We start from the raw sequence: 23,967 nt of genomic DNA on the forward strand, positions 1-23,967 counted from the left end.
GAAATGGATCATAAACACTGCGTATTGATTACAGGGATTACTAAACGACTAGGCTTGGCCCTCGCTCACCATTTTTTAGATAAAGGCTGGCAAGTCGTCGGCACCTATCGCAGTGAGTCGGAGTCATTGAACTCGCTATGGGACAAAGGAGCAACTTTGTACCAATGCGATTTTCAGGATATGGATGCGGTCAACGATTTAAACGCTGAAATCAAATTGAAACACATACGTCTACGCGCCGTGATCCACAATGCTTCAGATTGGATGCCAGAAGGAAAAGGCTTCCCAAACGAGCAAGTGTTCGATCGTATGTTTAATGTGCATACCAAGGTCCCATATTTATTTAACCTCAACCTGCGAGACAATCTCAGAAATTCGAGCAATGCAGAGCATCTTGCAGATATTATTCACATCACAGATTTTGTCGCCGAAAAAGGAAGTAAAAAGCATATTGCATACGCGGCGAGCAAAGCGGCACTAGAAAACCTTACGCTATCTTTTGCGGCAGCATTTGCGCCAGAAATTAAAGTGAACTCAATCGCACCAGCACTTCTGAAATTCAACGAAGGTGACGATGACGAGTACAAACAGAAAGCCGTGAAGAAGGCTAGCCTACCCTGGGAAGGCGGTTTCGAAGAAGCAATTGCAACAGTCGAATATCTTCTCGAAAGCAAGTACGTTACCGGTCGAATCCTCAATCTTGATGGCGGACGCCACATAAAATAAACGGCATAAGTTTCGTCTTATGCCAAAGCTTGGCGCTTGTGATTGTGAGATCTCGCTTCTCCAAACACCCCTGAATTGAACTTAATAACACCTCATCAGTCATACGATTTAGATCTAGCATTTTTCGCATCAACCTAATTCTAAAAATTGTTCCAATAATTTTTAGGTAATTTGATCCAAGGAAAAATAAAGGACGTAAAAATCACTGAGAGTCTTTACCTGTTCTCATTTAACATCCAAGCTTGTCCCTTAGCCGCTATGCTTGCCATGCGGCTTTTTTTATTCTCTCTTAAATTCACATTTGGGGTCAGAGTCTTTACACTCTACCCCCCTTTTTTAAGCCGCTTCTTCTTCGCGCTTTTTATGGCCGTCACGCAAATGTTCGATGCTATCGCCTAAAAAGCCTTCGCCCTTGATCGCATAAGCCTTACCAAAACCAACCACATAGCGCCCTTCATTTGGCGTTAATTTATACAGCTTAAAATCTGTGTGGCTAGCCAAACCCGTAATACGATCGCCAAAGCGTTCAACTAGGCAATCTATGCCTTTTTGCCATCCTTCAGCCTGGTATTCAATCAACTCAGATTTAGCTGCATAGTTGACACGCTCAAGTGCAAACAACTGCTTAGATGTGTCTTCGTCCGCACTCACTAAAATTGAGGCAACCGGATTATTCGCAAGGTAAACGCCATGACGGGCCACGTCACTAAGTAGTACATAAAAGTTCTTTTCATCCATCGCGAAAGGCGCATACGACGCAAACGGCAAACCTTCGGTGGTAATGGTCGAAAGGTTGAGCGTTTTTCTCTCTTGAAGAAAGGACTCAATGTCGCCTTCTAATTTTTTTAGTTTCTCTTCTCTCATGTTCTTGTCCTACTAAGTTCTATTACTCATTTACTTTTAGTTGTTTGGCTTGCGCCTGCATTTCTTTAAAACCATCCACTTGCGCATGAATCAACTCGCCTGACTCATCACGCCCTAGGAATACTTTAAATATGCAATCATTGTTCTTGTCGCGGAATACAAAGGCATAGCTTTGACGACCACGGTGCAATTTATCTTGGAAGGTAATTGCCTTTACGTTCTTTAAGTTCAAATGCCCTTGAAAACCCGCAGCATTGCCATGCCCGAAGTTGTAAAAACCTTCGCCTAGCGTGCCTTTAGGAAATGCACCTTTAAATTCAAACACGCAACCTCCCGAGAATACGATTGTGGTCAGCGGCCCCCAAGTGCTTAGCAGTTCAAGTAAACCCTGCGCCTGCTCACCTTGAATAATTGGATCGTTATCAATATCAACTTTATCAGTCATGCCTTTTTCCTAGCGCGCTATATTCCCAAAGTCGCGAAAGGTAACAGACGAAGCTTTACATGTAAATACGAATTAGTCTCATTTCGATTGACATTGCCATTACCGTCCTCTATTCTTGCGCTTTCTTAAATATCACCCTAAGAAAGTGCGACTTAAACTATTTTCTACGCACTATCTGTCACGCCCCTTCGGAGACCAAAATGCGCAGCGCCGGAATTAGTTTTGCAAAATCATTGGCATGCTTTTCTCTACTTCTCACAGTTATTACCACACAAACAGCTCTCGCCGAAGATGAGACTCCTCGCATTATCAGCGCAGATCTAGGCACCACCCAAGTCCTACAAGCCCTTAACCTTCAGGATGCTATTATTGCTGTGGATGTCACGTCAGTTCGTCAACCCGAATTACGAGGCTTGCCCAGCATTGGCTACCACCGCCAACTTTCACCCGAAGGCTTACTAAGCATCAAAGCAGACGCTCTTGTAGGCGCCGCAGACATGGGTCCTGAAACCGCAATCAACGCTCTTGAAAAAACCGGCGTCCAAATTATTCAACAGGAATCACCAAAAACAATCGATACTCTTATCGAAAACGTCCGTACACTTTCTACCGAATTTAATCACAAAGAAGACGGCGAAAAGCTCATCAACATCATCGAAGAGATGCGCACAACACTTGCCAACACTTCGGTGAAACAAAAGACAGCGATCTTCCTCTTAGATATGGGCGGCCATGGTGGCGCCAACGGAAGCATGGCAGGTCAAGGCACAGGTGGCGACGCGTTTCTGAATCTACTTGGCCTAGAAAATATGGCGAAATTCCCAGCATATCGCGAAGCTTCACGCGAATCACTGATCGCACTAAACCCAGACGTTATCGTATTAGCGAGCGGCGGTCGCCCTAGCAAAGGACCAAAACTAGAAGATAGCGAAGTCATCGCTTTAACGCGCGCAGCGAAAGAGAAAAACATTATGGGCATGAACGCCAGTACGCTCGTAGCCGGCCTAAGCGTTGCTGCGATGGACGAAGCCATTCGAGTTAAAACCACGCTTGCCAAGAAGTAATCGTTTTTAGTCAAACAGGCGCGTGTCAGCACGCGCCACTTATGTAATACCTATTATAATATGCGCATACCTTTCAACTTACTGGTCGCCTTCTTTGCGCTCAGCACATTGTTTTTCGTCGGACAATCGATTGTTACAGGCGCTGTAAACATCAGCTTTAGTGATGCATACGGTGTAATCACCTCTTCGTTTAGCAACAGAGAAACCACTGAATACTCGCTTGCCTCAGTCGTACTACTTGAGCTCCGACTACCACGGATAGCGCTAGCCTTACTCGTCGGTTGCATACTCGCGCAAAGTGGAGCGGTACTTCAAGGACTTTTCCGAAACCCACTAGCCGACCCCGGTATTATTGGCGTTTCTTCTGGTGCGGCGGTAGGCGCCATCGTCGCCATCGTTGTTCTGCCTGAAGCATGGAAAGCATTGAGCATCCCGGGACTCGCTTTCTTAGCAGGTTTAGGTACTACCTTTCTTGTATATTCACTAGCTCGTTCTGAAAAAGGCACCTCAGTTGTTATTCTGCTTCTCGCAGGTGTGGCTATGTCTGCATTTGCTGGAGCTGCGATTGGATTTATGACCTATTTTGCGGACGACAATAACCTACGAGAGTTAAGCGTCTGGCAAATGGGTTCGTTAGCTAAAGCAAAATCAGAAGAACTCCCATTACTGCTTTTTGTCTGCATCGTATTAGTCGTTTTATTCCAGCGACAAACCAATGCTTTAAACGCCTTGTTATTGGGTGAATCCGAAGCTCGCCATATGGGAATTAAAGTAGAGCGCCTAAAGAGAAACGCCATCATTCTTGTTGCAATAGGGGTCGGCGTGGCTGTGGCATATTCGGGAATCATAGGTTTTGTCGGGCTTGTAGTTCCGCATATCGTGCGCATGCTTTGCGGCCCAAATCATCGATTCCTCCTCCCTGTAAGCGCGATTCTAGGCGGAATGCTACTACTTATTTCAGACCTAGTTGCCCGTACAATTTTAACACCTGCAGAGCTTCCCATCGGCTTGATCACATCAATGATAGGAGCCCCTTTCTTTATTATTTTGTTATTGCGCGAACGTAAGAGGTGGTACTAAATGTCAACTTCTAACCCAACAATCATACTGAGCGTTAACAATTTACAAGTTAAAGCAGGAAACAAAACACTACTTCGTACAACCCATGAGGAATTTAGCGAGGGTGAATTTTGGGCAATTGTCGGCGCCAATGGCGCAGGTAAGTCTACATTTTTAAAAGCCATATCCGGCGACAACAACTACACCGGCGACATTCTCTTACACGGAAAAGAACTTCGGCAATGGGACTCAATGGAGCGCGCTCGCCATGTAGGCGTACTTCCTCAGTCGTCAATTCTCTCATTTGCATTCAAAGCAAAAGAAGTCGTTGAACTAGGGCTCACACCACTTTCACTTAGTAGAGAACAAGCAGAGCAAGTAGTAAACGAATGCATGCGCCGTTGCGACTGCCTGCATTTAGCAGATGAATATTACCCTCAGCTTTCAGGTGGAGAACAGCAACGCGTAAACCTAGCACGCGTTTTAGTGCAAATTAGCCAAGCGAAACAGACACCTATTTTGCTGCTTGACGAAGCATTATCAGCCCAAGATCTTGGGCACCAACATCAGTTGCTAGAGTTCGTCACACAACTCTGTAATAAGCAAAACATACTTATAGTTGGCGTACTCCATGATCTAAATCATGTACTCAAGTACTGTGACAAAGCCTTACTTATCGATCAGGGAAAAGCCGTTCAAAAAGGCAATGTAGAGAAAGTACTTAATGCCGAAAACATAGAACGCTGCTGGAGATATAGAGCAGAATTCATCACCTCTTCGGAAGGTCATAAGCTGATTATTTGATTGATGTCGAAAGTTAGAGGTTAGAAGTTAGAGGTTAGAGGTTAGAGGTTAGAAAATGATCATTCCAAGTCATACTGACCTACCAAAGAAATCGACTCAACAAAACCCGTTATTGGGGCAAGGCGATGGCGGCAAAAAAGCGCTTTTCACCTTGAATGACCAAAGGTAAACCCGAGGGGCGAACGAAACGAATAATCTATTGCTTTAATCTATAGAAGATTAAACAAACCACCCACCCTTCTATCCCTATCTGCCCATAGCCTCAGACCAAAAGCGGATCAGCATCTTAATAAAACACCATTAAGTAAAATCTTTCTATTCGCCCTAAGCTGCGAGCCCCCAACTCTGCACACCAATATACAAACAAAGTCGCCATTTATCTCAGGTAAAAAAATACCCCTACAAGAGGGGTATTTTCTCAACTCGTTAAGACTTAGTTAGAAGCATTCTCAACATAACGGATTGTTGGATAGCCACTAGTGCCTGCGCCATCATAATAGCTGATGATCTGAAGATTATATACTTTCGCATCTGCATCCGTTGAATCAGTATCAATCGTATACGTACGATAGTTTGGCCACAACTTGTGGTTACCTTCTAAATTGTACCCATACCATTCGTTAGCAGTGAAGATGCTCGCATTTGAGTCGGAAACGTAATGATTTGAAATATCTCGCCCCGAACCTGGCGCTATAGTCGCTGACGTATACATTTCTGCATCCGTTGTCGTCAATGGTCCAAATACACCACCGTTTCCAGAACCCGAAATACCACCATTCGTGCGTACATTAAAGCCACGTGCAGGAAGAGCTGGCAACTCGAACTGAACATCCCAAGAAGCATCGGAGCACGCCACCTCAGCAGCCGTGTCGAAATCGTAACACTCAGCTTGTCCTGGCATTACATTCACAACAAACGATTCATTGGAATCAAGAATCTGTGACGTACCTTGCGCCTGAACATCAAACTCAAACGTTACTTCCGCATGCGCATAGTCATACAAGAAATATGTCGCCTTCATGAGCGCATAGCTGTCACCTTCTGCAGAACGAATTAACCAAGAATTATCAGAATTCGCACTAGTATTAGGAGGATTACCGCCACCAACGTGTTGGTAATTATACCAATCACCGCTCACCGCTAGATTCTCTGAATCCGAAACAAACGTCAGAAGACTTGTATCGTACGACGCTAAAAGATGCTCTTCTTCGATAGCATCACTCGCATTAAGAAAAACGTTTACGTCAGGATCGTCTCCATTATAAAAATCATCTTGAGCAGCAGCCAGTGCACCTTCGACATTACCAATGCCGCTAGTACCACCATTCAAAATAGCGCCATTACGACGAAAACCTATGTGCCATGCTGTTGACGCAGCCGCCTCCGCCGCAGTTAAACTAACTTCAGAGCCAGTTTCTAGATTGAAGTACGTGTAATCGGTATATGAAGATGCATCAATCTGTGTTGTTGGCGTTACACTTTCGTCTGAACCAACTACTGATGAAGATCCTGAACCGCCACAACCGACAAGTACTGCACTACTTACAGCAAGTGTTAATAATTTCTTTTGATTAGTCATTTTTTTACCCTTTACGAACAAGTTAGTAATTTTCAAATAGGCATCTAGAAGTGATCCAAGCGCAAACCAACAAAGACATAACGCCCCTGTTCCGGCCTTAAATCACTTGAGCTTTTAAAATCTTTCTGTGTATTTGTTATATTGTTGACACCCGCGAACACACTTAAATCTTGATACAGCTTATAAGCGCCACTCACATCAAACTCTGCGTATGATGGAGAGATCTGAGAATTCGTGTCGTCAAAATACTCTTTATCCTGCCAACGCGCTGAAACGCTAACAGATAGTGGAGAGTCGGTAGGTGTGTAGCTAAGATTGGTCTTTATTTGATGCCGAGGACGTTTAGTAAGATTAAGGCCTGTGTTAAGATCTTTAGCATCAAGATAGGTATACCCTGCAGTTAGTTTTGTCGCTTCATTTAGCTCTAATTTCGTAGCGATTTCCGCGCCTTGCGTCCGCGCCTTCGAGATATTCCCGTATTCAAATATTTGCACAAGTCCGTATGTTGGATCATTTTCCATCCTCACAAACTCGGTTTCGATCATATCCTTCAAATCATTTCTAAAAAGATTCAAGTCCAATTCAAAAGAATCACCACTCAAGACCCAGCCAAGTTGGTAGCTGTTCGAATATTCAGGTTTAGTAACTGGATTCCCAAGAACCTTATAGCCATGCTGACTGTGGTCAAACTCAAGGTAGCGCTCTTTCAAGCTTGGCACTCGATACCCCTTGCCAACACCAAATCGCAAGAAGTGATCAAGCCCCACTAAAGACGAAAAGTCATATCGACCATTTATCTTAGGACTAAAATAGCTTCCGAAATCGCTATCATCTTGATATCGAAAACCAGGCAATAATTCTAAAGAATCAGACGCATAAATATCTTCTTGGTAATACAACGAAGTATTTTGACGCGCACCATCAACCTCTGGCGTCCAACCCGTAGCAACCTTGTATTGATCTTGTTCTACTTCAGCTTCAAAGTATTCGATACCAAACGTTCGCAACGTTCCATATGATGTAGACGTATCTATCTGTGCAGAGAGACTTTGACTGATATGCCGAGGCACCCTCTTTTGCTCTATGCCCGGATTCGTCACGATATCTTGGGTGGTCGGATTCTGAAAATCTTCGTAGAAATAACGAACAGAAATATCATCACTTTCTAAAGACAGGTCACCACCCAAGCGATATGTGTACCTCTCCACTTCTTCAGTTTTTTCGGTTTGAAGACGGGCTGGAGCCGCACCTGTAAAAGGCGTAATAAGATCTTCAGTATAGGTAGCAAAAGATGTAAAAATACGCGCATTTTCGACCGGTGAAAAACCGATCTCAGCACTAGTATTTAATCGCGTGCCCGAAGGGCCCTCCTTGTCCCACGTCGCCACATCCGTGGTAAAACCATCGCTATCTCGAACGTCGTAACTGAACTCTAAATCATATACATCTTCTTTGTAACTTAGCCAGCCAGCACTCGATCGGACGGCCGCATCTAGCTGGTTGTCGGATATATTTTGCTCTCCGTAACTACCTACATCTCCCTTTACGGTATATGACAAACCGTCAGCTGGATCGGTAGTAATGACATTAACCACTCCCCCAATCGCGTTGCTGCCGTATAAAGCGGAAGTAGCCCCCTTTACAATTTCTATTTGCTCGACATTAGCGAGACCAATTTGGGTTAAGTCAGTACCAGAATTGGTACTTTGGGAGACACGCTCACCATCCACTAAAACAATGACTCGTTTAGCATCGACACCCTGCATCCATACCTCAGAGCCCGATTTACCATGGATTGGCTTAATCAAAAGCCCTGGTACATCTTTAATCGCCTCACTTAGATCACGTGCATTTTTTAGCACTATCTCCTCGCGCGAAATCACCTCTACACGCACTGGCGATTCGAGAAGCAATTTCTCAGTTCTAGAGCCTGTAATGACAACAGTTTCTGCTTGAACAGAATCTGTCTTGACTTCAGTTTGTGTCGTCTCAGCCGTGGTTACCGTGCTACACACAGACAACATACTTGCAGCAGTAAGGGATAACGTCTTATTCATTTATGTGATTACTTACTCTTTATAACGCTCAAACCGAATCTAAGCGCGTGGTATTAATTTTAGAGGGCGCGAGATTACCAACTAAACAAGGAAGTATCAATACAAATGCAAATCATTCTTATTTGTTTTTCTATTACCAACTAGGGAAAAACCTTTTTACCCGCACCAATGCCACAACACCCCACTTAATCCGACTAAATTGCATAGTCGCAGGCTCATTCATTAACAGTAAGGAAAAGTTTTGTGTATGTTTGCTAATGCAAATGATAATACTTATCATATACATCTAACAGCAATTCTTTTATCAAAACAAACATACAATGGAGTTTCTGCAGTGAGCGCAGACGTAAATACCGCCTCGGGTTTCGGCGAGATTGGACAAGAAGCACAACCCACTACCGACAAAAGCAAAAAGAAGTCGCGAAAAAAAAAGCTTACGGCACATAAAGCCGCTTACCTAATACATAGCTACATTGGCTTAAAGCTTTCCCTTCTATTTAGTGTGGTACTAATTACTGGAACGCTTGCCGTATTCGCAGAAGAAATCGACTGGCTAGTCTACTCCGAGGTAAGAGTTCAACCACAGGGAGAAAGATTAAGTTCGGGTGAAGTATTTGACCGAATGCAAGAGCAACTGCCTAACGTCGGTTTAAGCGCTTTTCAAACAGCAAACGATAGAACACATACCGCTGCTCACGCGATGATGACCCTACCCGATGGTGGGTTTAAAAAAGTTTGGGCAGACCCCTACACTGGAGAAGTTACTGGCGTAACGAATTTTTTGACTGTTGGAGAGTTTATGTCAATTCTCCACAAAAACTTGTTCATGCCATTAATTGGCCGTGCGGTCGTCAATGTCTTTGGTGTGCTGTGTCTGATTGGTTTAATTACTGGGCTAATCTCTTATCGCAAATTCTGGAAGCAGTTCTTTAAGCTTCCTCGATGGAATGCAAATTTCCGCGTATTTTTGGGCGATCTACACAAGTTTTTAGGTTTATGGTCGTTGTGGTTCGTGCTGATTATTGGCGTAACTGGGTCCTGGTGGTTTTATCAAAACCCACTAGTAAATTATGGCGTTGTACCTCAGTTTTTGCCTGAACGCACCATTGACCCAGCACTAACGAAGCACGACTTAAAAGCGCTAGGCAAAGGCATTCCAAGCCCACTCACGTCAAAAGAGATTGTTGAAGCAGTCCACAAGCACGATCCTGAGTTTATCCCCCACTTTTTAAATCCACCGGAACACAACGGCATGGCTTATGCCATCCATGGTACAAAGCACGACCTTCTGACCATGAAATGGGGAAGCTCATACTATGTAAACCCATATACAGGCGAAGTTATTGGAGCAAAGCTTGCGCAGGACGCACCAGCGATCTCGAGAGTAGATTGGTCGATGCGACCATTGCATTACGGCACATTTGGTTATGACGGATTTTGGGATTTATTTGTGAAAACAATTTGGTTCATCTTCGGTTTGGCGATGAGCATTCTATCCATCTCTGGCATGATCATTTTCTATCAGCGGACCAAATCGGCAACTAAAAAAGCCATCAATAGCGGGCGTATCCGAGGAAAACTTAAGAAAGTTTGGTTAGTACTTAGGCCATGGGGCGGACCAATGTCTGGGTTCAAATATCTCAATTGGGCTTTTCTTACTGTCATCTGTATCGGCATTAGTATCGGCTTTAAACTGCAGAGCGAAGGAACGTCGGGATCCGGTTACCAGTATAAAGCTCAAGACATAGGGCCATGGAACATATCGCTCAACGCGACTCTCGGATTACTTGAAAAAGACCTAGATCCGATTCAAGCAGGACGCTCCACTACCCTCAACGCATATATCCATGAAGGACATGCCGACGCGATAAAGTTCATGTATGTAAAAGTGGGCAAACCACGCACAAAGCGTGCTCCAGGGGCGGTATTACATGGCACCGTTGGCAATCAACATGCGCATACACCAATTCCAAAGACACTAAAAGACGACGCCGAGTTATGGCTCACGATAGAGAGTTGGGACGGGGAATTTTATCAAACCTCTTGGTCATTGATGCCTGACGGCATTAACACCGTTGATTTACGCGCATCTCAAGCCGACGAAGTAAGCGTCAAGTCGGTCAACCCAACAAACCAAACTGGGAGTTCTCAAACACAGAATACTCCTGCACATCACCTTAAAACAGAACAACACACACTTGCTGCCAAGTAGGATTAATTCGTGAAAACTATCAAAAAGGTACTACCACTTGTCGCAGGTTTAGTCGTCTTTATCCCACTAAGCCATGCCCATTACCCTATTTTAAACTGCACGGTTGGAAACAACGAAAAAGCCCCTCATCAAGTACGATGCGAAGCTAGTTTTTCAAACCGAGCGAAGGCACCTAATGTCATTATGGAAGTTTACTCAGAAGATGACGAAGTCATCTCTGAAGGACACACAGATAACGATTCCATTTACACCTTCGATCGTCCTGAGGGCGTGTATTTTATTATTATGGATGCAGGCCCTGGCCACGTCTTAGAAATCTCCGACGAAGAAGTCGTTGAGATCTAACATATGACAACTTACTCCGAAAAAGTACGTGCGCGAGATGGCAAGCTTGAAGACAAGCTTGTGTTTGGATTTAGCGCGCTGACTTTGCTGATAGCAGCGATTTTACTGTATTCCTTATACGGCCATCCACAAGCTGATTTCACGGCTGTACCAAAACCTATTCGCGCTGCTCTAACCTCGTTAAGCAATGCAGGTGAAGAAATACAAATGGTTCGAGCAATTGAAGGGCGCATACCGAGTGTTGATGAACTTTCCGAACTCGGCATCCAACCATTTTCATCCACACACTTGGAATCGCTTATTCAATTTCACTGGGCGCAAGTAACGACGTGCTATGTTGGTCAAACTCAAATAAAGACTCACCGCTATTTCATCAAACTTGAGCTACCAAATGGCGCGGGCGAACCAAAAAGTCCTCTCTGGTATTACGATGAACAAAACAATCTTAGCAACGTTGACCTAAAGACCCTTTGTTTCGACACCACTATCCATTGGCACTCCGCGGCAACAATTAATAAGATTTACGAAAACAAACATGATCACTAGCCTTCTCACGCGCATAAAAACTATACGACCGATATTACGAATTGCTTTTCTAACATCGCTTCTGGTCACAAGTCATAATGTATCAGCCAAACTCAATATTGGTATTACTCTTCATCCTTATCATAGCTATGTGGCAAACATTGTTGGTGACCGAGCAAATGTAATACCTCTGATCGAAGCAGGGTTTAATCCACACGCCTACAAACTCTCACCTGCAGATTTAAATCGTTTAAAAAACATGGATGCAATCGTGGTGAACGGTATTGGCCATGACGAATTTGCAATGGAAGCGATTAGAAAACTGAAACTTCCAAAACTTTCGGTTATTGAAGCCAATGCAGCAGTGCCTCTCATTAGTAAACGAGGAGGAAAGGTACACAATCCTCACACATTTGTAGCCATCGACGCGGCGATTAGACAAATCTATACCATTGCGCGCGAACTTGGAGAGTTAGACCCAAACAATGCTAAGTTCTTCCTAAAAAATGCTTTCATCTACGCAAGACAGCTACGTGCGATTAAAAATAAGGCATTAGAAAGTATTAGCCAACTGGATATCGGTCTCATCCGTATTGCAAGCACACACGGAGCCTATGGTTATCTTCTTCAAGAATTTGGCATGACTGTCTCAGCTGTTGTTGAACCAGCGCATGGCCTATCACCTAGCGCATCGCAACTTCAAGACACGATTAATAAAATCAAAGCTGCTAACGTTCAAGTGCTTTTTACTGAACTAAATATGCCTAATCAATACGTGGACGTGATAGAAAAGGAAAGTGGAACGCGCATTTACCATTTTTCTCATATGACCTACGGCGAATACCGTGATGCTCTAGTGCTTGAGGACATGACACACAACCTTCTCACACTTGTTAAAGCCCTCTCTTACGCATCTGAGACTCTCAACAATGATTCGTAAACAGATAGCAGGCCCTAGCCTTAGACTTGAAAATGTCTTCTTTCAAGCAGGCAATCAAATACTACTCAATAACATCTCTGTCGAATTCAAGAACGGTAACTGGTTTGGCATTGCAGGGCCAAATGGCGGAGGTAAGAGCACGCTGATAAAAACGATTCTTGGGCTGAACAACCACCAAGGCAGCATCATCTTAGATTGGCCATCCAGCCCAGAACTATCAAATGCCGGAAACATAGGATACATACCGCAACTGCTTCCATTTGATGATAGCTTGCCCATCTCCGTTCGCGACTACTTGTTAATGAGCCTGTCTACCAAACCTGTTTGGTTCCGACGAGGTCTTCCTACTGATGTCGAAAACGCACTTGAACATATTCAATTAACAGACAGACTTGATCGTCGAATTGGTGATTTATCGGGCGGCGAAAGACAACGCTTAATGCTGGCAACCGCACTATTACAAAATCCTGGGCTACTCATTCTTGACGAGCCAATGACTGGACTTGATGAGCAAGGAAAAACAGAATCCATAAATATTCTAAAAAAGTTTAGAGCGGCTGGCGGCACGATACTAATGATCGAGCACGACTGGACACTTATTCGTGAGCATTGTGATCATTGCTTCTGGGTTGATAAAACAATTCGAGAAATCGATCCTAGAACCATTCAAGTTCAGCAAACTCCTTTTGATCAAGAAGGGGCAGTTTCTTGAATATCATTTATGGCCAATTTAATGATTGGGTGAACGCGGGCTTATTGCCAGATATGTTCGGCTATGAATTCCTTATAAACGCCCTGCTTGCCAGCATGATGATAGGCCCACTTCTAGGCTTACTTGGAACACTTGTTGTCGTAAAACGACTTGCGTTTTTATCTGAGGCTGTAGGTCATAGCGTACTAACCGGCGTTAGCATCGGCATATTACTGGGTGAACCAGTAGAGTCACCACTGATCAGTTTATTTAGTTTCTCTATTCTTTTCGCGCTGTTACTGCAGTGGATCAAAGGACGATCAAGCATTCCTTATGACGCTTTAATTGGCGTGTTCTTATCCTTTGCTCTCGCCTTAGGGGCAGCTCTGCTTTTGTATGTTGCAAAACACGTCAACGCTCACTTGATAGAACAAGTGATGTTTGGCTCCATTCTCGTCACTACGGTGAATGATTTAGTGATGTTGGTGATTATTTGTAGCATCGTTGCAGTGCTGGCTTATCACTATGGCAACCACGCTTATTTGGTCGCGATATCACCTGAAGTAGCACACAGCCAGCGCATCAACACACGCCTTCATGACTATGCATTTGTCATTATGATTGCCTTAATCACGGTTGCGTCTGTAAAGATTATCGGTGCAGTTTTAGTCGGCGCGCTTCTGCTTATACCTGCTGCAAGTGCGCGATTAATCGCATCAAACTTAAAACAGCTCTTAGTACTATCCGTACTATTTTCATCAACTGCGTCTGTGCTCGGTGTATTGATTCCCATGTACGGTGAATGGCCAGTTTCAGCTGGGCCGGCCATTACACTCTTTGCCTGTGCGTGGTTTTTGCTATCACTTCTCTATCGCCAAACGAAAATCGCCCGATAAAACTAGAGATCAAATAAACAACTAAGAATTGATAAATGAAAGGTAATTCAATGAAAGTGAGCTTTCTTTCCTACCGACTAATAGTCACGCTATCGAGCCTTATATTTATGAGTGCCTGCTCTACCCTCTCGGAAAAGAAGCATGTTAATGCTGACAACGCGCTACTTTCACAAACACCAAAAAAAGCGATCACAATCGCAAGCGCGATCCCCGTGCTCGACAGTATGGCGCGAGTGCTTGCCGAAAACTCGGTTTTTGAAACAGTCTACATTCCACCGGCACGCTATAGCATTAAGCGCATACCTGGCTGGTTGAAACGACAAGATAAGCAAACGTTCCCAGATGCAGTTATCGCACTTGGAATGACCTCTGTCTGGCCAAGTATCGACATATACCCCGCCATACGTCTTAAAAATATTGGCGTGATAGAAATTGACGCCGCACACGCACTTATCCCTAACGGGGAACGAGTCGCAGTAACGCCAAACAGTGATAATGTTGATTATTTTTGGCTGAATCCTGCCAATGCAATCATGATGCTAGGCATTATTCATCGAGACTTATTAGCAGTCTCAAAGCGCAAAATTATAGACCACGCTCTTCTCACCAAAACACTCGATCAATTAAATGCTAACTTTAACGAGATAAGCCAAGCTCTTCGCAAAGTACAACTAGAAATTGATAACAAGCTAAATCAAATAGAAGTGCTTCAAGTCGTTATCGACAAGCCCGAGCAAAAAGCTCTCGCGGATGCTATCGGCGTGCCTTTAACCACTCTTGATGACCCAATGATTGAAGACTTTCCCATCTTATTTATCACCACTAAAAAGCCAAACCATAAGTCGCTAAGAAAGCTACCTAAGTCAGCCCTTGTTTGGCATATAGACGCTATCGATAAGTTCAGTGAAAAAGGCTTGTTAGAGCGATATCAAGAACTTTATGACGGGCTTTAATACAGATTCAATTGCGCTTCTCGTTTGAAAAAAGCCTACAGCAGATACCGGCTTAGTGGCCGTTATAAAAAATAAATCAGTGCAATGTCGTTGTTGGACTAAACATCAAGGTAAACATATTGTGAGCATGAGCATAGGTTTCTTGATTGGTCTCGCTTAACTCTTGAACATGCTTACTGATGAACTTGCTCCACTCGTGATGCAAACGGTTACAAGCTTTCATTGTTTCGCAACGTGCCTGCTCAGACAGACAGCAATTACAGGAGTTCAACAAACGCTGAACAAAACGATATGCTCCAGCATACTGTACTGCTGCATCTTCAAAATCATACTGATGGCAGTGCGTATCAGCCATATTAAAATAGCTAATCAAAACACTTTTAATCACACATTCTGGCTCTGTCTGAATGCGATTTGGCAAATCGACCATCACGCAATTTAAGGATTTACTGTAATGCGCTAAGGCCATTGGATAATCCTCTTTCTTAAAGAATCGATTCCCAATTGTGATGTGCTCTTCCCAGTCGTTCATTCCTTTCCTTTTTATCTTTTCAAAAGTGAAGCAAAACATATTGTTTAATGCTGTTTACGAAGATTCTAATTACTTTTTCTTGACATGCAAATGATAATACGAATAATTCTCATACGTATTACAAATAATAATAGAACGACAAACTAGATATGCTCGAAGGGATGCCTACAGCACTAGTTTTAATCAAATTTTTATTCGATGGGACTTAAAAGTAAAAAGACTATGAACAAAAAAACGATAAGTATCGCTGTTGCGTTAGCGAGTATTTCACCTGATCTACTGTACGCAGAACAAACGAAAGACAATGCAACAAAACTGGAACAAACAGTTGTTACGGGCACGCATGCAAAAGAAGCGCACGACATAAAAATTGAACCAAGTTCAACCAGTAAATTAAATGTATCATTAGAAGATCTTCCGCGCTCCGTAGATATTATTAGCAATGACGAGTTTACCGAACGAGGCTCTCTCAACCTACAAGATACATTAAATTATACTTCTGGTGTTTTTGCGGGCCCGTTTGGCATCGACACCCGCCTCGACTCTTCACAAATTCGTGGCATCAAGCCTCAACAATTTGAGGACGGCTTTATAGCATTTGAAGGTTTTTACAACGCGCCTCGCGTTGAAATTTTCACCTATGAGAACATCGAAGTCGTTAAAGGACCATCTTCAACTTTATACGGCCAAGGCGCACTGGGCGGAATCATTAATGCCAACTCTAAGCTTCCAAAGGAAGATGCCCAAGGTGAGTTTGGCGTACAAATCGGTGAAAATAGTCGAGTACAAACCATGTTTGATTCTACTGGCGCGATCAATGAGGATGGAAGTTTACTATACCGCTTTGTTGCCTTAAATCGTGATGCCGACACGGAAGTCGAGTATGTTCAAGACGACGCACTTGTATTAATGCCATCCCTTACATGGAAACCTTCTGAAGACACTCAACTAACAATCTTAGCGAAACATCAAAAGCACGATACGGGCTCTACCTTGCAATTCATCCCTAGTTTGGATGCAACACCAGGATTTTACGCGCCAGCTCCACCTTTTCCGGCCCCGCCTTTACCGGCATTAACTGAGCTAGATATCGATACTAATACTTTTGTCGGCGAACCTGATTTCGATAAATATGAAACCGAGTCTAATTCTGTCTCTGCGATGTTTGAACACAATTTGAATGACATGCTCACATTGACGACCAACACACGATATTGGAAATCCGAGTCAACGTACCAATATACGCAAGCAATTGGTTACTCTTTTGCCCCGCCTTACCTGCCAGCACTAGTGCCCACTCTTCCGCCGCTAACCGCTCCAGGCGATGTATATAGACTCCACTACGCCTCTGAAAAAGAACTTGAGATCTTCGCAAATAATCTCGCGTTGAAAGCCAATGGTAACTGGCTTGGACTTGAGCACAATGCACAAATTGGTTTGGACTACGTCAAAGCAGACACCGTTGACGATCGCGCACGAGATCCAGTGCTCGAAGCGCTCTACCAAACCATTACAATGAACCCAAACGCAGTATTGCCGGGTGCTTTCTTGGCAGACTCGAAGATCAACCTATTAGATCCCCAGTATTCTGGCGCAACGACGATTCCAACGACAAGGGAATATCGTGACAGCTCCAATGAGCAGATCGGCCTCTATCTCGGAGACATCATGAGAGCGGGCAATGTGATCGCTTCAGTGAACGTGCGATATGATCGCGTCAAACAAAGCTTCGATCGTGTTGGCATCTATGGTGCTGCAGACTCAACGAGCTATAGCGATACCCTAGAAGACGTTAATACTGATTTTGCATTAATGTATCAATTCGAAAACGGTATCAGCCCTTACTATAGCTATGCTGAATCTTTTACTCCCAATGATGCTGACCAGAATGGCAACCTTGTTGATCCAAACGAAGGTAGCCAACATGAAATTGGTGTGAAGTTCTTATCTTCTGACAGCAACACCTTAGTGACAGCTGCAATATTCCAAATTGATGAAGACAACCGCGTCACCGATACAGATCCTGCGAACTTCAAAGTCATCGACGCTTCGTACGAAGGCGCTGAGCTTTCTGTTCAGCATCAAATTGAAGACATCCATATCCAAAGCTCTTATACCTATTTGGATACTGAGCAAAAGCAGACAGGTGCTAGCAAACTAAAAGTACCGAGTGTCGCAGATGAGATGGCAAATACATGGATCTCGTATATTCCTAGCGGCGGCGTACTAAATGGCTTCCGAGCAGGTATTGGAGCTCGCTATATTGGTAACACAGTGAGTGATACCAACATATATGAAACAGCAGGATATACCCTATATGACGCTATGCTTGGGTACCGTTTTGCTGACGTGGATCTTCAATTGAATGTATCCAACCTAACTGATAAAGAGTATATTGTTGGTGTGTCGGACCAAGATCTTGGCGCGTCAAGCTATAAAGGCCCTGAACGCTATGCTAGCTTAACGGCTAAATATCTATTCTAAGGTAATAGCTATTCTCAATTAGAAAGCGCCAATCGGCGCTTTTTTCGTCTTGACCAAGTGAAAATCTAAGGCAGCCTCAAGGCTACCCTACTCCATTTCACGTCTTCTTTGTTGGGTAAAATGCTGTCTTGATTATCGATACGCAGTGCAATCTCAAAACCTAGAATTTGCGCTTCTTCGCAAAGCGTACTCACACAGGTTGGATAAACATGCGTACCTAAGCCCGCTGGGCCATTACGGAGAGATATGGCGCAAATAGCACCTGTATTCATCAGCGCTTTAAAGCGCTTGATCGCAGCAAGGCGCTGCTTTGGACAAAGGTGATGCCAAACGCCATCCACCAAAATAAAATCGAATTTATATGCAGGGTTTTCGAGAGAGGGTAAATTAGGAAGCGCATCATTTATCCACTCAATATCAAGTGCATGAAAATGCGCCTTCGCAATATCAACGAACTCTTTTAAGGGCTCTACGGCAACCGCGTGATAACCGAGATTCGCAAACGCTGCTGCGTTCTGACCAACACCCGCTCCTACATCTAATACGCTTGCAGGAAGTGGTGGCAGAAGCTTGAAGAAATCACTGTTAATCTCTTCAAAAGATAAACCTAGGCTTACTGATGCAAAACGCTCGACTGCTTTTTCATACCCCGTTGTGCCGATAACCATTGGCGCTCCCACTTTTATATTAACCAAGCAAATGCTCAAAGTACGCTTAGGAGGCCGCTTGCACCTTCGCGATATACTTGAGCCAGCTTTCGACACTTTTTACCTGCGCGTGATCGCTCGGCATCTCGGCAAAGGCTTGTTTTGCTTTATCGAACTCGTGACGATTTACATAGGAAATCGCCAACATATACTGCAGATAATTATCGGAATGCTTCTTCAACCACGGCTTCAACAATACTTCTACCGCCGCCCACTCTTGCGATTCAAAATAGATCTGAACAAGCTTATTCACATACTTAACTTTCGGTGCGCGCTTAAGTAATTCTTCAAACACTAAAGCGGCTTGCTCATATTCTTTTGCTTCAGAAAACAAAGCTCCCTCTAGTTGAAGGTTAGTAACAGAGCTATCGAGGATTTTCTTGTTCCGCGCTTCTTGAATCGCAACAGCTGCTTTGTAAGGCATACCATCTTGATTCATCAACTGAGCCAACCGCTTATAATCTTTTTCATGCTGCTCAAGCCCATGCTGATGAGGCAAACGCGTACTATCCAAGGCACCTTTATGATCGCCCAGCTGCATATAGAAGCTTGCCAAACGACGCCATTCTTCTGCCTTATCACCATAATGATTCACTAAACGACGCTGCGCCTTAACCGCTTCTTTCCAATGCTCTTGATACACCTGCGCCGCTACGAGCATGCGATACCAGTCAATTGGCGCCCTCTCTCGTTTTGAGAGTGCGGTTTGCAAAGGCGGAACCATCGCCGCCCAATCTTCGGTCGCCATAAAGGCTTGAGCCAGCATGACATAGTCTGTCGCACGTGCTTTTTGTGTATTGCTCGCTATCCAACTTTGTAGTTTTGTCTGACACGCACGCCATTCTTCAATGCCGCAATGCAGTTGTGCGATACCATGCAACAAGCTTTGCTGACTATTATCGTCAAGCACCTTCGCTTCATAAGCCTTTGTTAGATAGGCAAGTGCCGTTGGATAATCGTCTTCATGTACCGCAACTTGCCCCAAGGTTTGGCGAACAATGGCTTTAGCAAAGTCGCTGCGTAGCTCTTCTTCCATTATCAGAAGTTGTGCCTTCGCTTCAATCCACGCATCCTCTTCAATCAGTTTCTGCACCGCTTGTAACTTTTTATACGCATAAGGGGACAAAGAATTTGCATAAGAAAAACTCACGAAACTAAATAAAGAGCAAATAAGAATAAATCTAAACATACGCATTACTTCGGAATTTGAAACACATAGGTTTTACGTGCTTTAAAAGGCGTATAGGTACCACCGATTTCCATACGCTGAAACTTCGATCGACGTAGCGACCGCGCGACAGCCTTTTCAAACACGCCTTCTGGCGTCGCTTCAACGAAGGTAATTGAGTCTTCTCTCACTTTACCATCAGCCCCAACGACAAACTCTGCTGTCACAGAGCCTTCTATTTTCTTACGCAAGGCGCGCGAAGGATATTGCGGAGCGATGTCTTTTGTCGCGACTAGATTCGATTGAAACGGAATATCAACGGACACGGAGTTCGCATTGGGCGCCTCCATACTAATACCAGAGAGATTAAGCGACATATCGACGTTTACGTTCAGCGTAATTTTAGGCACGGCGATATCTATAGGCGTTGGCTCGATGGCCAAGTCATTTTTAGGCATTGGCCGATTAAGCATTGGCTCAACGGGAGGCTGCTCTATCAATTCAGGCTCGTCTGGTTTGGCGCGTTCTCGCAGTTGAAGGTCACTATCTTGCTCAACAAACAAAAAGCTCAAATCGACAGACTGAGCCGCCACTTGCTCTTGCTTAAAATCTGGCGACGAAACACCCGACAAAATACTAAAAATGATGGTTGAGGCGACTAATGCCAAAGGCATCAAGAACGCATAACGCGCATAACGACTTTCGAGGGACAATACCGACACGGACGCTGCCACCTACTTCGACTTCGTTGCGACGGTATACGGCACACCGGCCTGACGGATTTGGTCGATCAAAGCAACTAAGCTACCTGTGCTTGACGCCTCATCCGCTTGCACAACCACACTGACATCAGCTTGTTCGGTTTTCATACGCTCAAGCGCTGGACGGATCATACGCACATCCACCACCTTGCGGTCTAACCAAATTTCCTCACGATCCGACAAGGCAATCAAAACAGCGGTTTTAGTTTGCGTATCACTAGTGGACGCAACAGGGCGCTTGATCTCGATACCCGATTCACGAACGAAAGAGGTAGAAACAATAAAAAAGATCAGCATGATAAACACGATGTCGAGCATCGGTGTCATATTCACTTCTGCCTCTTCTTGCTGCTCTCCAATGAGTATTCGTTGATGCATTCTGTATTCCTAATTTAAACGGCATGTTAGCCATTCACTGAAAGTGCTTGTTTTTGCTTCTGCAAAAAACGGGTCTCAGCGGTAACGACACGCTGTAAGCGACCATGAAAAATCAAACCAATTACCGCAACCGCCATCCCCGTCATCGTAGGGAAGGTTGCACTTGCTACACCAGACGCCATCAAACGTGGATTTGCCGTACCATAAACCGCCAAGCTATCAAACAGCTGAATCATGCCGGTAACCGTGCCAAGTAGTCCAAGTAAAGGGCATAAACCAATAATGGTTTTAAGCAAGGACATAGAACTATTCAGCTCGATCTGTGCATCGCAGATTTTGCTTAACACCAGACGCCAGTTCTGCTGCTCGTCTATAGAAGCACATAAACTGCGTTTTACACCACGGTATGCGGTAAACACAAATAGAAAGCGCTCGGCCAGAATCATTAACATCAAAAAGGTCATGCCAAGAATGGCGTATAGCACCCATCCACCAGACTGAAAAAAGAAGCCTAGCTCTAAGATCCATTCATCAATGCTTAGTAGCATCGCTTGCCTCTCGCTTTATGCTGCTTTTGAATCTGTTTGGTTCAGAGAACCAAGAGCGCCAAAACTCTTCTGCTGAAGAATCTGAACAATACGGCGACTGCGCGAAGTTAATACGCTGTGTGCGAACAAAATAGGCACAGCGACCACCAAACCAAGCACGGTCGTCATCAAGGCTTGCGAAATACCAGAAGCCATTAGTTTTGGATCACTCGTTCCGAACACTGAAATACTTTGGAAGGTTGCGATCATACCTACAACCGTACCAAGCAGCCCCAATAATGGCGCAACGGCGGCAAGTAATTTCAAAAAGCTTTGGCCTTGTTCGAGGTTTGCTAATTCTGCCATCACTGCTTCATCAACTTTTAGCTCAAGCGCGTCATTATCATTCTCTACATCGGCAGATTTAACTGCATGCAATACGCGACCTAGGGGGTTGTCCTGTCGTAGGTCTTGAGACTGTAATTGTTTGCGTACGCCTAACTCAGCCTTAAGCAATTTCAATAGCTGGTATAGGCCTATCAATAAACCAATCAAGCCAAGCGCAATAATGATGTAGCCAATGTTCCCGCCTTGTGCAATACGCTCTTGAAGCGTTGGCTCGCGGTCAAGCAATGCAAACAATTCGCCGCGCGTTGGATCAATTAACAGTGTGGTAGGGATTGCAGTATCCAATTGCGGAATCTGCGAAAACGTCTCTGAAGGTTGGGTCGGTAGTTCGCTCAATTGTTGCTTGCTAAGATCCCAAGCTAGGTAATTACCTCGCTCATCCATCGCACTAAAGGTACCGATACGAAGCACTTGCTTAGGGGAAGTTTTTCCATCCAATGCAACAACGGGAAGATCTAATAATTCAATCTTCCCTGATTCAACAATTTCACTTTCAAAACTACTGAATAAGGCTTGTAGCTCAAGAAGGGTTGGCACCTTACTGGTCTCGGCAAAACGCAATGCTGTAATACGATCAGGAAATTGTGCACTGGTCATCGAATCTTCAAGGCTAGGAATTAAATCCAGCGCGCTTTCTTTCGCAACACCAAATACTTCGCCAAGTGTGCCGCTCGCTAAATCGAGTTTTTCTTGAAGAGTTGCGATGTCGTCTTCGTTCTTATCAAACAAGGCTTTCAAACGTTGCTTTTCTTTTTCTTCCTCAGCAATTTCCTGATTTGTTTGGCGAAGCAAACGCTTCTGCTCAGCCAAAGCAAGTTTCGATACACGCTCACGCTCAGCATTTTCTTTTGCGTCGTTCTTCACAATCGACTTTGCGAGCGCAATAAAATCTACATTTTGCGAATCTTCGGCCAGGCTTTTTTGGGCAAAAAACAGACCTGCATTCACGATTAACAGAAGACCAAGTACTTTGCCTAAAGTAAATTGTTTCATGTCAGCCCCCTACTTCGCTGCTGTGACAAGTGGTAAAGCTAACAACTCTGGAACACGTTGCTGCAAAGCAATCTGCATCGCCTTACTTAAATTAAGGTTTTCACCTCGATCTAATTGCGCCCAACGCTGTTCAGCTGGGAGCCACAACGCCCCTTCAGAGCCATCACGTGTCTGATAGTAAAGCGAGGTACGCCCAATTCGCAGATAACTAACTTGCACCTGTTCCTCTGAACCGATCAAATCTGCGGTATAAGTTTCGATGGTGCGGCCGTATGCAACTTCGTTCTCATACGCTTCAAGAATTTGGCGATATTTTTCAGCGATACTAATATCGGCGCGGTCAACTAATGCGAAAAGTGAATCCAATTCAGCCTTACGCTGCGCTAGTTTGAAAGGAAGATCTTCCTGCACTAGCTCTTTTAGTCGATCGACCATCACAACAAGCAACGGCAGCATGGCTTGTTCAGTTTCGGAAATAGAATCAATCTGCTGCTGCAGTTCTACCTTTTCCTTTTCCTGCGCCTGAATCAAGCGACGCATTTGAATATTGTAGGCTTTAACAAGATTGAGTTGACGCTCGGCTGCTAGAACTTCATCTACTGTTTGACGCGTCTTTTCAGAGAGCTGATCGATTCTAGTTTGCGACGCGGATGCAACTTCATGTGACGACCGAGTTAGCTTCAAAACTTTTTCAAGCATTTCTTCCGACAACGCTGGGAGTGAAACCGTTACCAAGCAAACCAGGGCCATGACGCGAACAACAAATCGCCGCACACAACCGAAAAGAGACATGCAGTAAAAAAACATAAACCGAACACTTAAAATAAATTGAATGGACTTATTACAAAT

Annotated in this window: 24 protein-coding genes; 12 read left to right on the top strand and 12 right to left on the bottom strand. The window is 44.3% G+C overall.

The genetic code is table 11. The features are described 5' to 3' along the window. The first annotated feature begins 3 nt into the window (after positions 1-3). On the top strand, positions 4-726 hold the full coding sequence (gene folM / locus A3738_RS22375; RefSeq protein WP_068479957.1) for a dihydromonapterin reductase: 723 nt from the start codon (positions 4-6) through the stop codon (positions 724-726). Between the two features lie 336 nt (positions 727-1,062). Here the strand turns inward: folM and A3738_RS22380 are convergent, their stop codons facing one another. Together A3738_RS22380 and hutX are read right to left on the bottom strand one after the other, a co-directional pair. Further along, entirely contained in the window at positions 1,063-1,590 is a 528-nt protein-coding gene (locus A3738_RS22380) for a pyridoxamine 5'-phosphate oxidase family protein (protein WP_068479956.1), read from the bottom strand. A gap of 22 nt (positions 1,591-1,612) precedes the next feature. Further along, entirely contained in the window at positions 1,613-2,035 is a 423-nt protein-coding gene (hutX, locus tag A3738_RS22385) for a heme utilization cystosolic carrier protein HutX (protein ID WP_068479955.1), read from the bottom strand. 200 nt (positions 2,036-2,235) lie between these two features. On the opposite strand from hutX, the gene A3738_RS22390 reads away from it, so the two are divergent. The 3 genes from A3738_RS22390 to A3738_RS22400 are packed head-to-tail and all read left to right on the top strand — an operon-like array spanning position 2,236 to position 4,962. Continuing rightward, positions 2,236-3,099: a hemin ABC transporter substrate-binding protein gene (locus A3738_RS22390; protein WP_068501117.1), complete on the top strand. Its 864-nt coding sequence runs from the start codon at positions 2,236-2,238 to the stop codon at positions 3,097-3,099. A gap of 60 nt (positions 3,100-3,159) precedes the next feature. Then, on the top strand, positions 3,160-4,179 hold the full coding sequence (locus A3738_RS22395) for an iron ABC transporter permease (protein ID WP_068501121.1): 1,020 nt from the start codon (positions 3,160-3,162) through the stop codon (positions 4,177-4,179). Beyond that, complete coding sequence (locus A3738_RS22400) at positions 4,180-4,962, top strand: heme ABC transporter ATP-binding protein (protein WP_068479948.1); 783 nt, start codon at positions 4,180-4,182, stop codon at positions 4,960-4,962. Between the two features lie 433 nt (positions 4,963-5,395). Here A3738_RS22400 and A3738_RS22405 read toward each other — a convergent pair whose 3' ends face one another. Both A3738_RS22405 and A3738_RS22410 read right to left on the bottom strand, forming a co-directional pair. Next, positions 5,396-6,541, bottom strand: coding sequence for an HmuY family protein (locus A3738_RS22405; RefSeq protein ID WP_068479946.1), 1,146 nt, complete (start codon positions 6,539-6,541; stop codon positions 5,396-5,398). Positions 6,542-6,585: 44 nt separating this feature from the next. Next, complete coding sequence (locus tag A3738_RS22410; protein ID WP_068501124.1) at positions 6,586-8,598, bottom strand: TonB-dependent siderophore receptor; 2,013 nt, start codon at positions 8,596-8,598, stop codon at positions 6,586-6,588. Positions 8,599-8,932: 334 nt separating this feature from the next. Between A3738_RS22410 and A3738_RS22415 the strand changes: the two genes are divergently transcribed. From A3738_RS22415 to A3738_RS22445, 7 genes are read left to right on the top strand one after another with little or no spacing between them, the layout of a single operon-like run. After that, on the top strand, positions 8,933-10,810 hold the full coding sequence (locus A3738_RS22415) for a PepSY domain-containing protein (protein ID WP_068479941.1): 1,878 nt from the start codon (positions 8,933-8,935) through the stop codon (positions 10,808-10,810). Between the two features lie 9 nt (positions 10,811-10,819). Further along, positions 10,820-11,155, top strand: coding sequence for a hypothetical protein (locus tag A3738_RS22420; protein WP_068479939.1), 336 nt, complete (start codon positions 10,820-10,822; stop codon positions 11,153-11,155). Between the two features lie 3 nt (positions 11,156-11,158). Continuing rightward, positions 11,159-11,701, top strand: a complete 543-nt coding sequence (locus A3738_RS22425; protein WP_068500414.1) for a hypothetical protein — start codon at positions 11,159-11,161, stop codon at positions 11,699-11,701. Continuing rightward, a complete protein-coding gene (locus A3738_RS22430; protein WP_068479937.1) occupies positions 11,691-12,620 on the top strand; it encodes a metal ABC transporter solute-binding protein, Zn/Mn family in 930 nt (309 codons plus the stop codon). The genes A3738_RS22425 and A3738_RS22430 overlap by 11 nt, the downstream gene beginning before the upstream one ends. Beyond that, complete coding sequence (locus A3738_RS22435; RefSeq protein ID WP_068501129.1) at positions 12,610-13,332, top strand: metal ABC transporter ATP-binding protein; 723 nt, start codon at positions 12,610-12,612, stop codon at positions 13,330-13,332. The genes A3738_RS22430 and A3738_RS22435 overlap by 11 nt, the downstream gene beginning before the upstream one ends. After that, positions 13,329-14,207: a metal ABC transporter permease gene (locus A3738_RS22440; RefSeq protein WP_068479934.1), complete on the top strand. Its 879-nt coding sequence runs from the start codon at positions 13,329-13,331 to the stop codon at positions 14,205-14,207. The genes A3738_RS22435 and A3738_RS22440 overlap by 4 nt, the downstream gene beginning before the upstream one ends. A 35-nt stretch (positions 14,208-14,242) precedes the next feature. Further along, positions 14,243-15,160 (top strand): hypothetical protein, encoded by a 918-nt coding sequence (locus A3738_RS22445; RefSeq protein WP_068501131.1) that lies wholly within the window; start codon positions 14,243-14,245, stop codon positions 15,158-15,160. Between the two features lie 76 nt (positions 15,161-15,236). On the opposite strand, the gene A3738_RS22450 is transcribed toward A3738_RS22445, so the two are convergent. Continuing rightward, positions 15,237-15,692, bottom strand: a complete 456-nt coding sequence (locus tag A3738_RS22450) for a hypothetical protein (protein WP_068501133.1) — start codon at positions 15,690-15,692, stop codon at positions 15,237-15,239. Between the two features lie 222 nt (positions 15,693-15,914). On the opposite strand from A3738_RS22450, the gene A3738_RS22455 reads away from it, so the two are divergent. Continuing rightward, positions 15,915-18,176, top strand: a complete 2,262-nt coding sequence (locus A3738_RS22455) for a TonB-dependent siderophore receptor (protein ID WP_068501135.1) — start codon at positions 15,915-15,917, stop codon at positions 18,174-18,176. A gap of 65 nt (positions 18,177-18,241) precedes the next feature. Here the strand turns inward: A3738_RS22455 and A3738_RS22460 are convergent, their stop codons facing one another. The 7 genes from A3738_RS22460 to A3738_RS22490 form a co-directional block, all read right to left on the bottom strand. After that, the gene (locus tag A3738_RS22460; protein ID WP_068501137.1) at positions 18,242-18,844 is read right to left on the bottom strand and encodes a bifunctional 2-polyprenyl-6-hydroxyphenol methylase/3-demethylubiquinol 3-O-methyltransferase UbiG; all 603 of its coding nucleotides are present in this window, start codon (positions 18,842-18,844) and stop codon (positions 18,242-18,244) included. Between the two features lie 46 nt (positions 18,845-18,890). Beyond that, entirely contained in the window at positions 18,891-20,072 is a 1,182-nt protein-coding gene (locus tag A3738_RS22465) for a hypothetical protein (protein ID WP_156502512.1), read from the bottom strand. 5 nt (positions 20,073-20,077) lie between these two features. Continuing rightward, a complete protein-coding gene (locus A3738_RS22470; protein WP_068501144.1) occupies positions 20,078-20,773 on the bottom strand; it encodes an energy transducer TonB in 696 nt (231 codons plus the stop codon). 12 nt (positions 20,774-20,785) lie between these two features. Then, positions 20,786-21,190 (bottom strand): biopolymer transporter ExbD, encoded by a 405-nt coding sequence (locus A3738_RS22475; protein ID WP_068501147.1) that lies wholly within the window; start codon positions 21,188-21,190, stop codon positions 20,786-20,788. Positions 21,191-21,216: 26 nt separating this feature from the next. Next, positions 21,217-21,738, bottom strand: coding sequence for a MotA/TolQ/ExbB proton channel family protein (locus tag A3738_RS22480; protein WP_068501149.1), 522 nt, complete (start codon positions 21,736-21,738; stop codon positions 21,217-21,219). Between the two features lie 15 nt (positions 21,739-21,753). Further along, the gene (locus A3738_RS22485) at positions 21,754-23,118 is read right to left on the bottom strand and encodes a MotA/TolQ/ExbB proton channel family protein (RefSeq protein ID WP_068501151.1); all 1,365 of its coding nucleotides are present in this window, start codon (positions 23,116-23,118) and stop codon (positions 21,754-21,756) included. A 9-nt stretch (positions 23,119-23,127) separates the two neighbouring features. After that, on the bottom strand, positions 23,128-23,967 hold an 840-nt coding region (locus A3738_RS22490; protein ID WP_231876735.1), incomplete at its 5' end, for a DUF3450 domain-containing protein.

The sequence above is a fragment of the Oleiphilus sp. HI0066 genome, assembly GCF_001635725.1.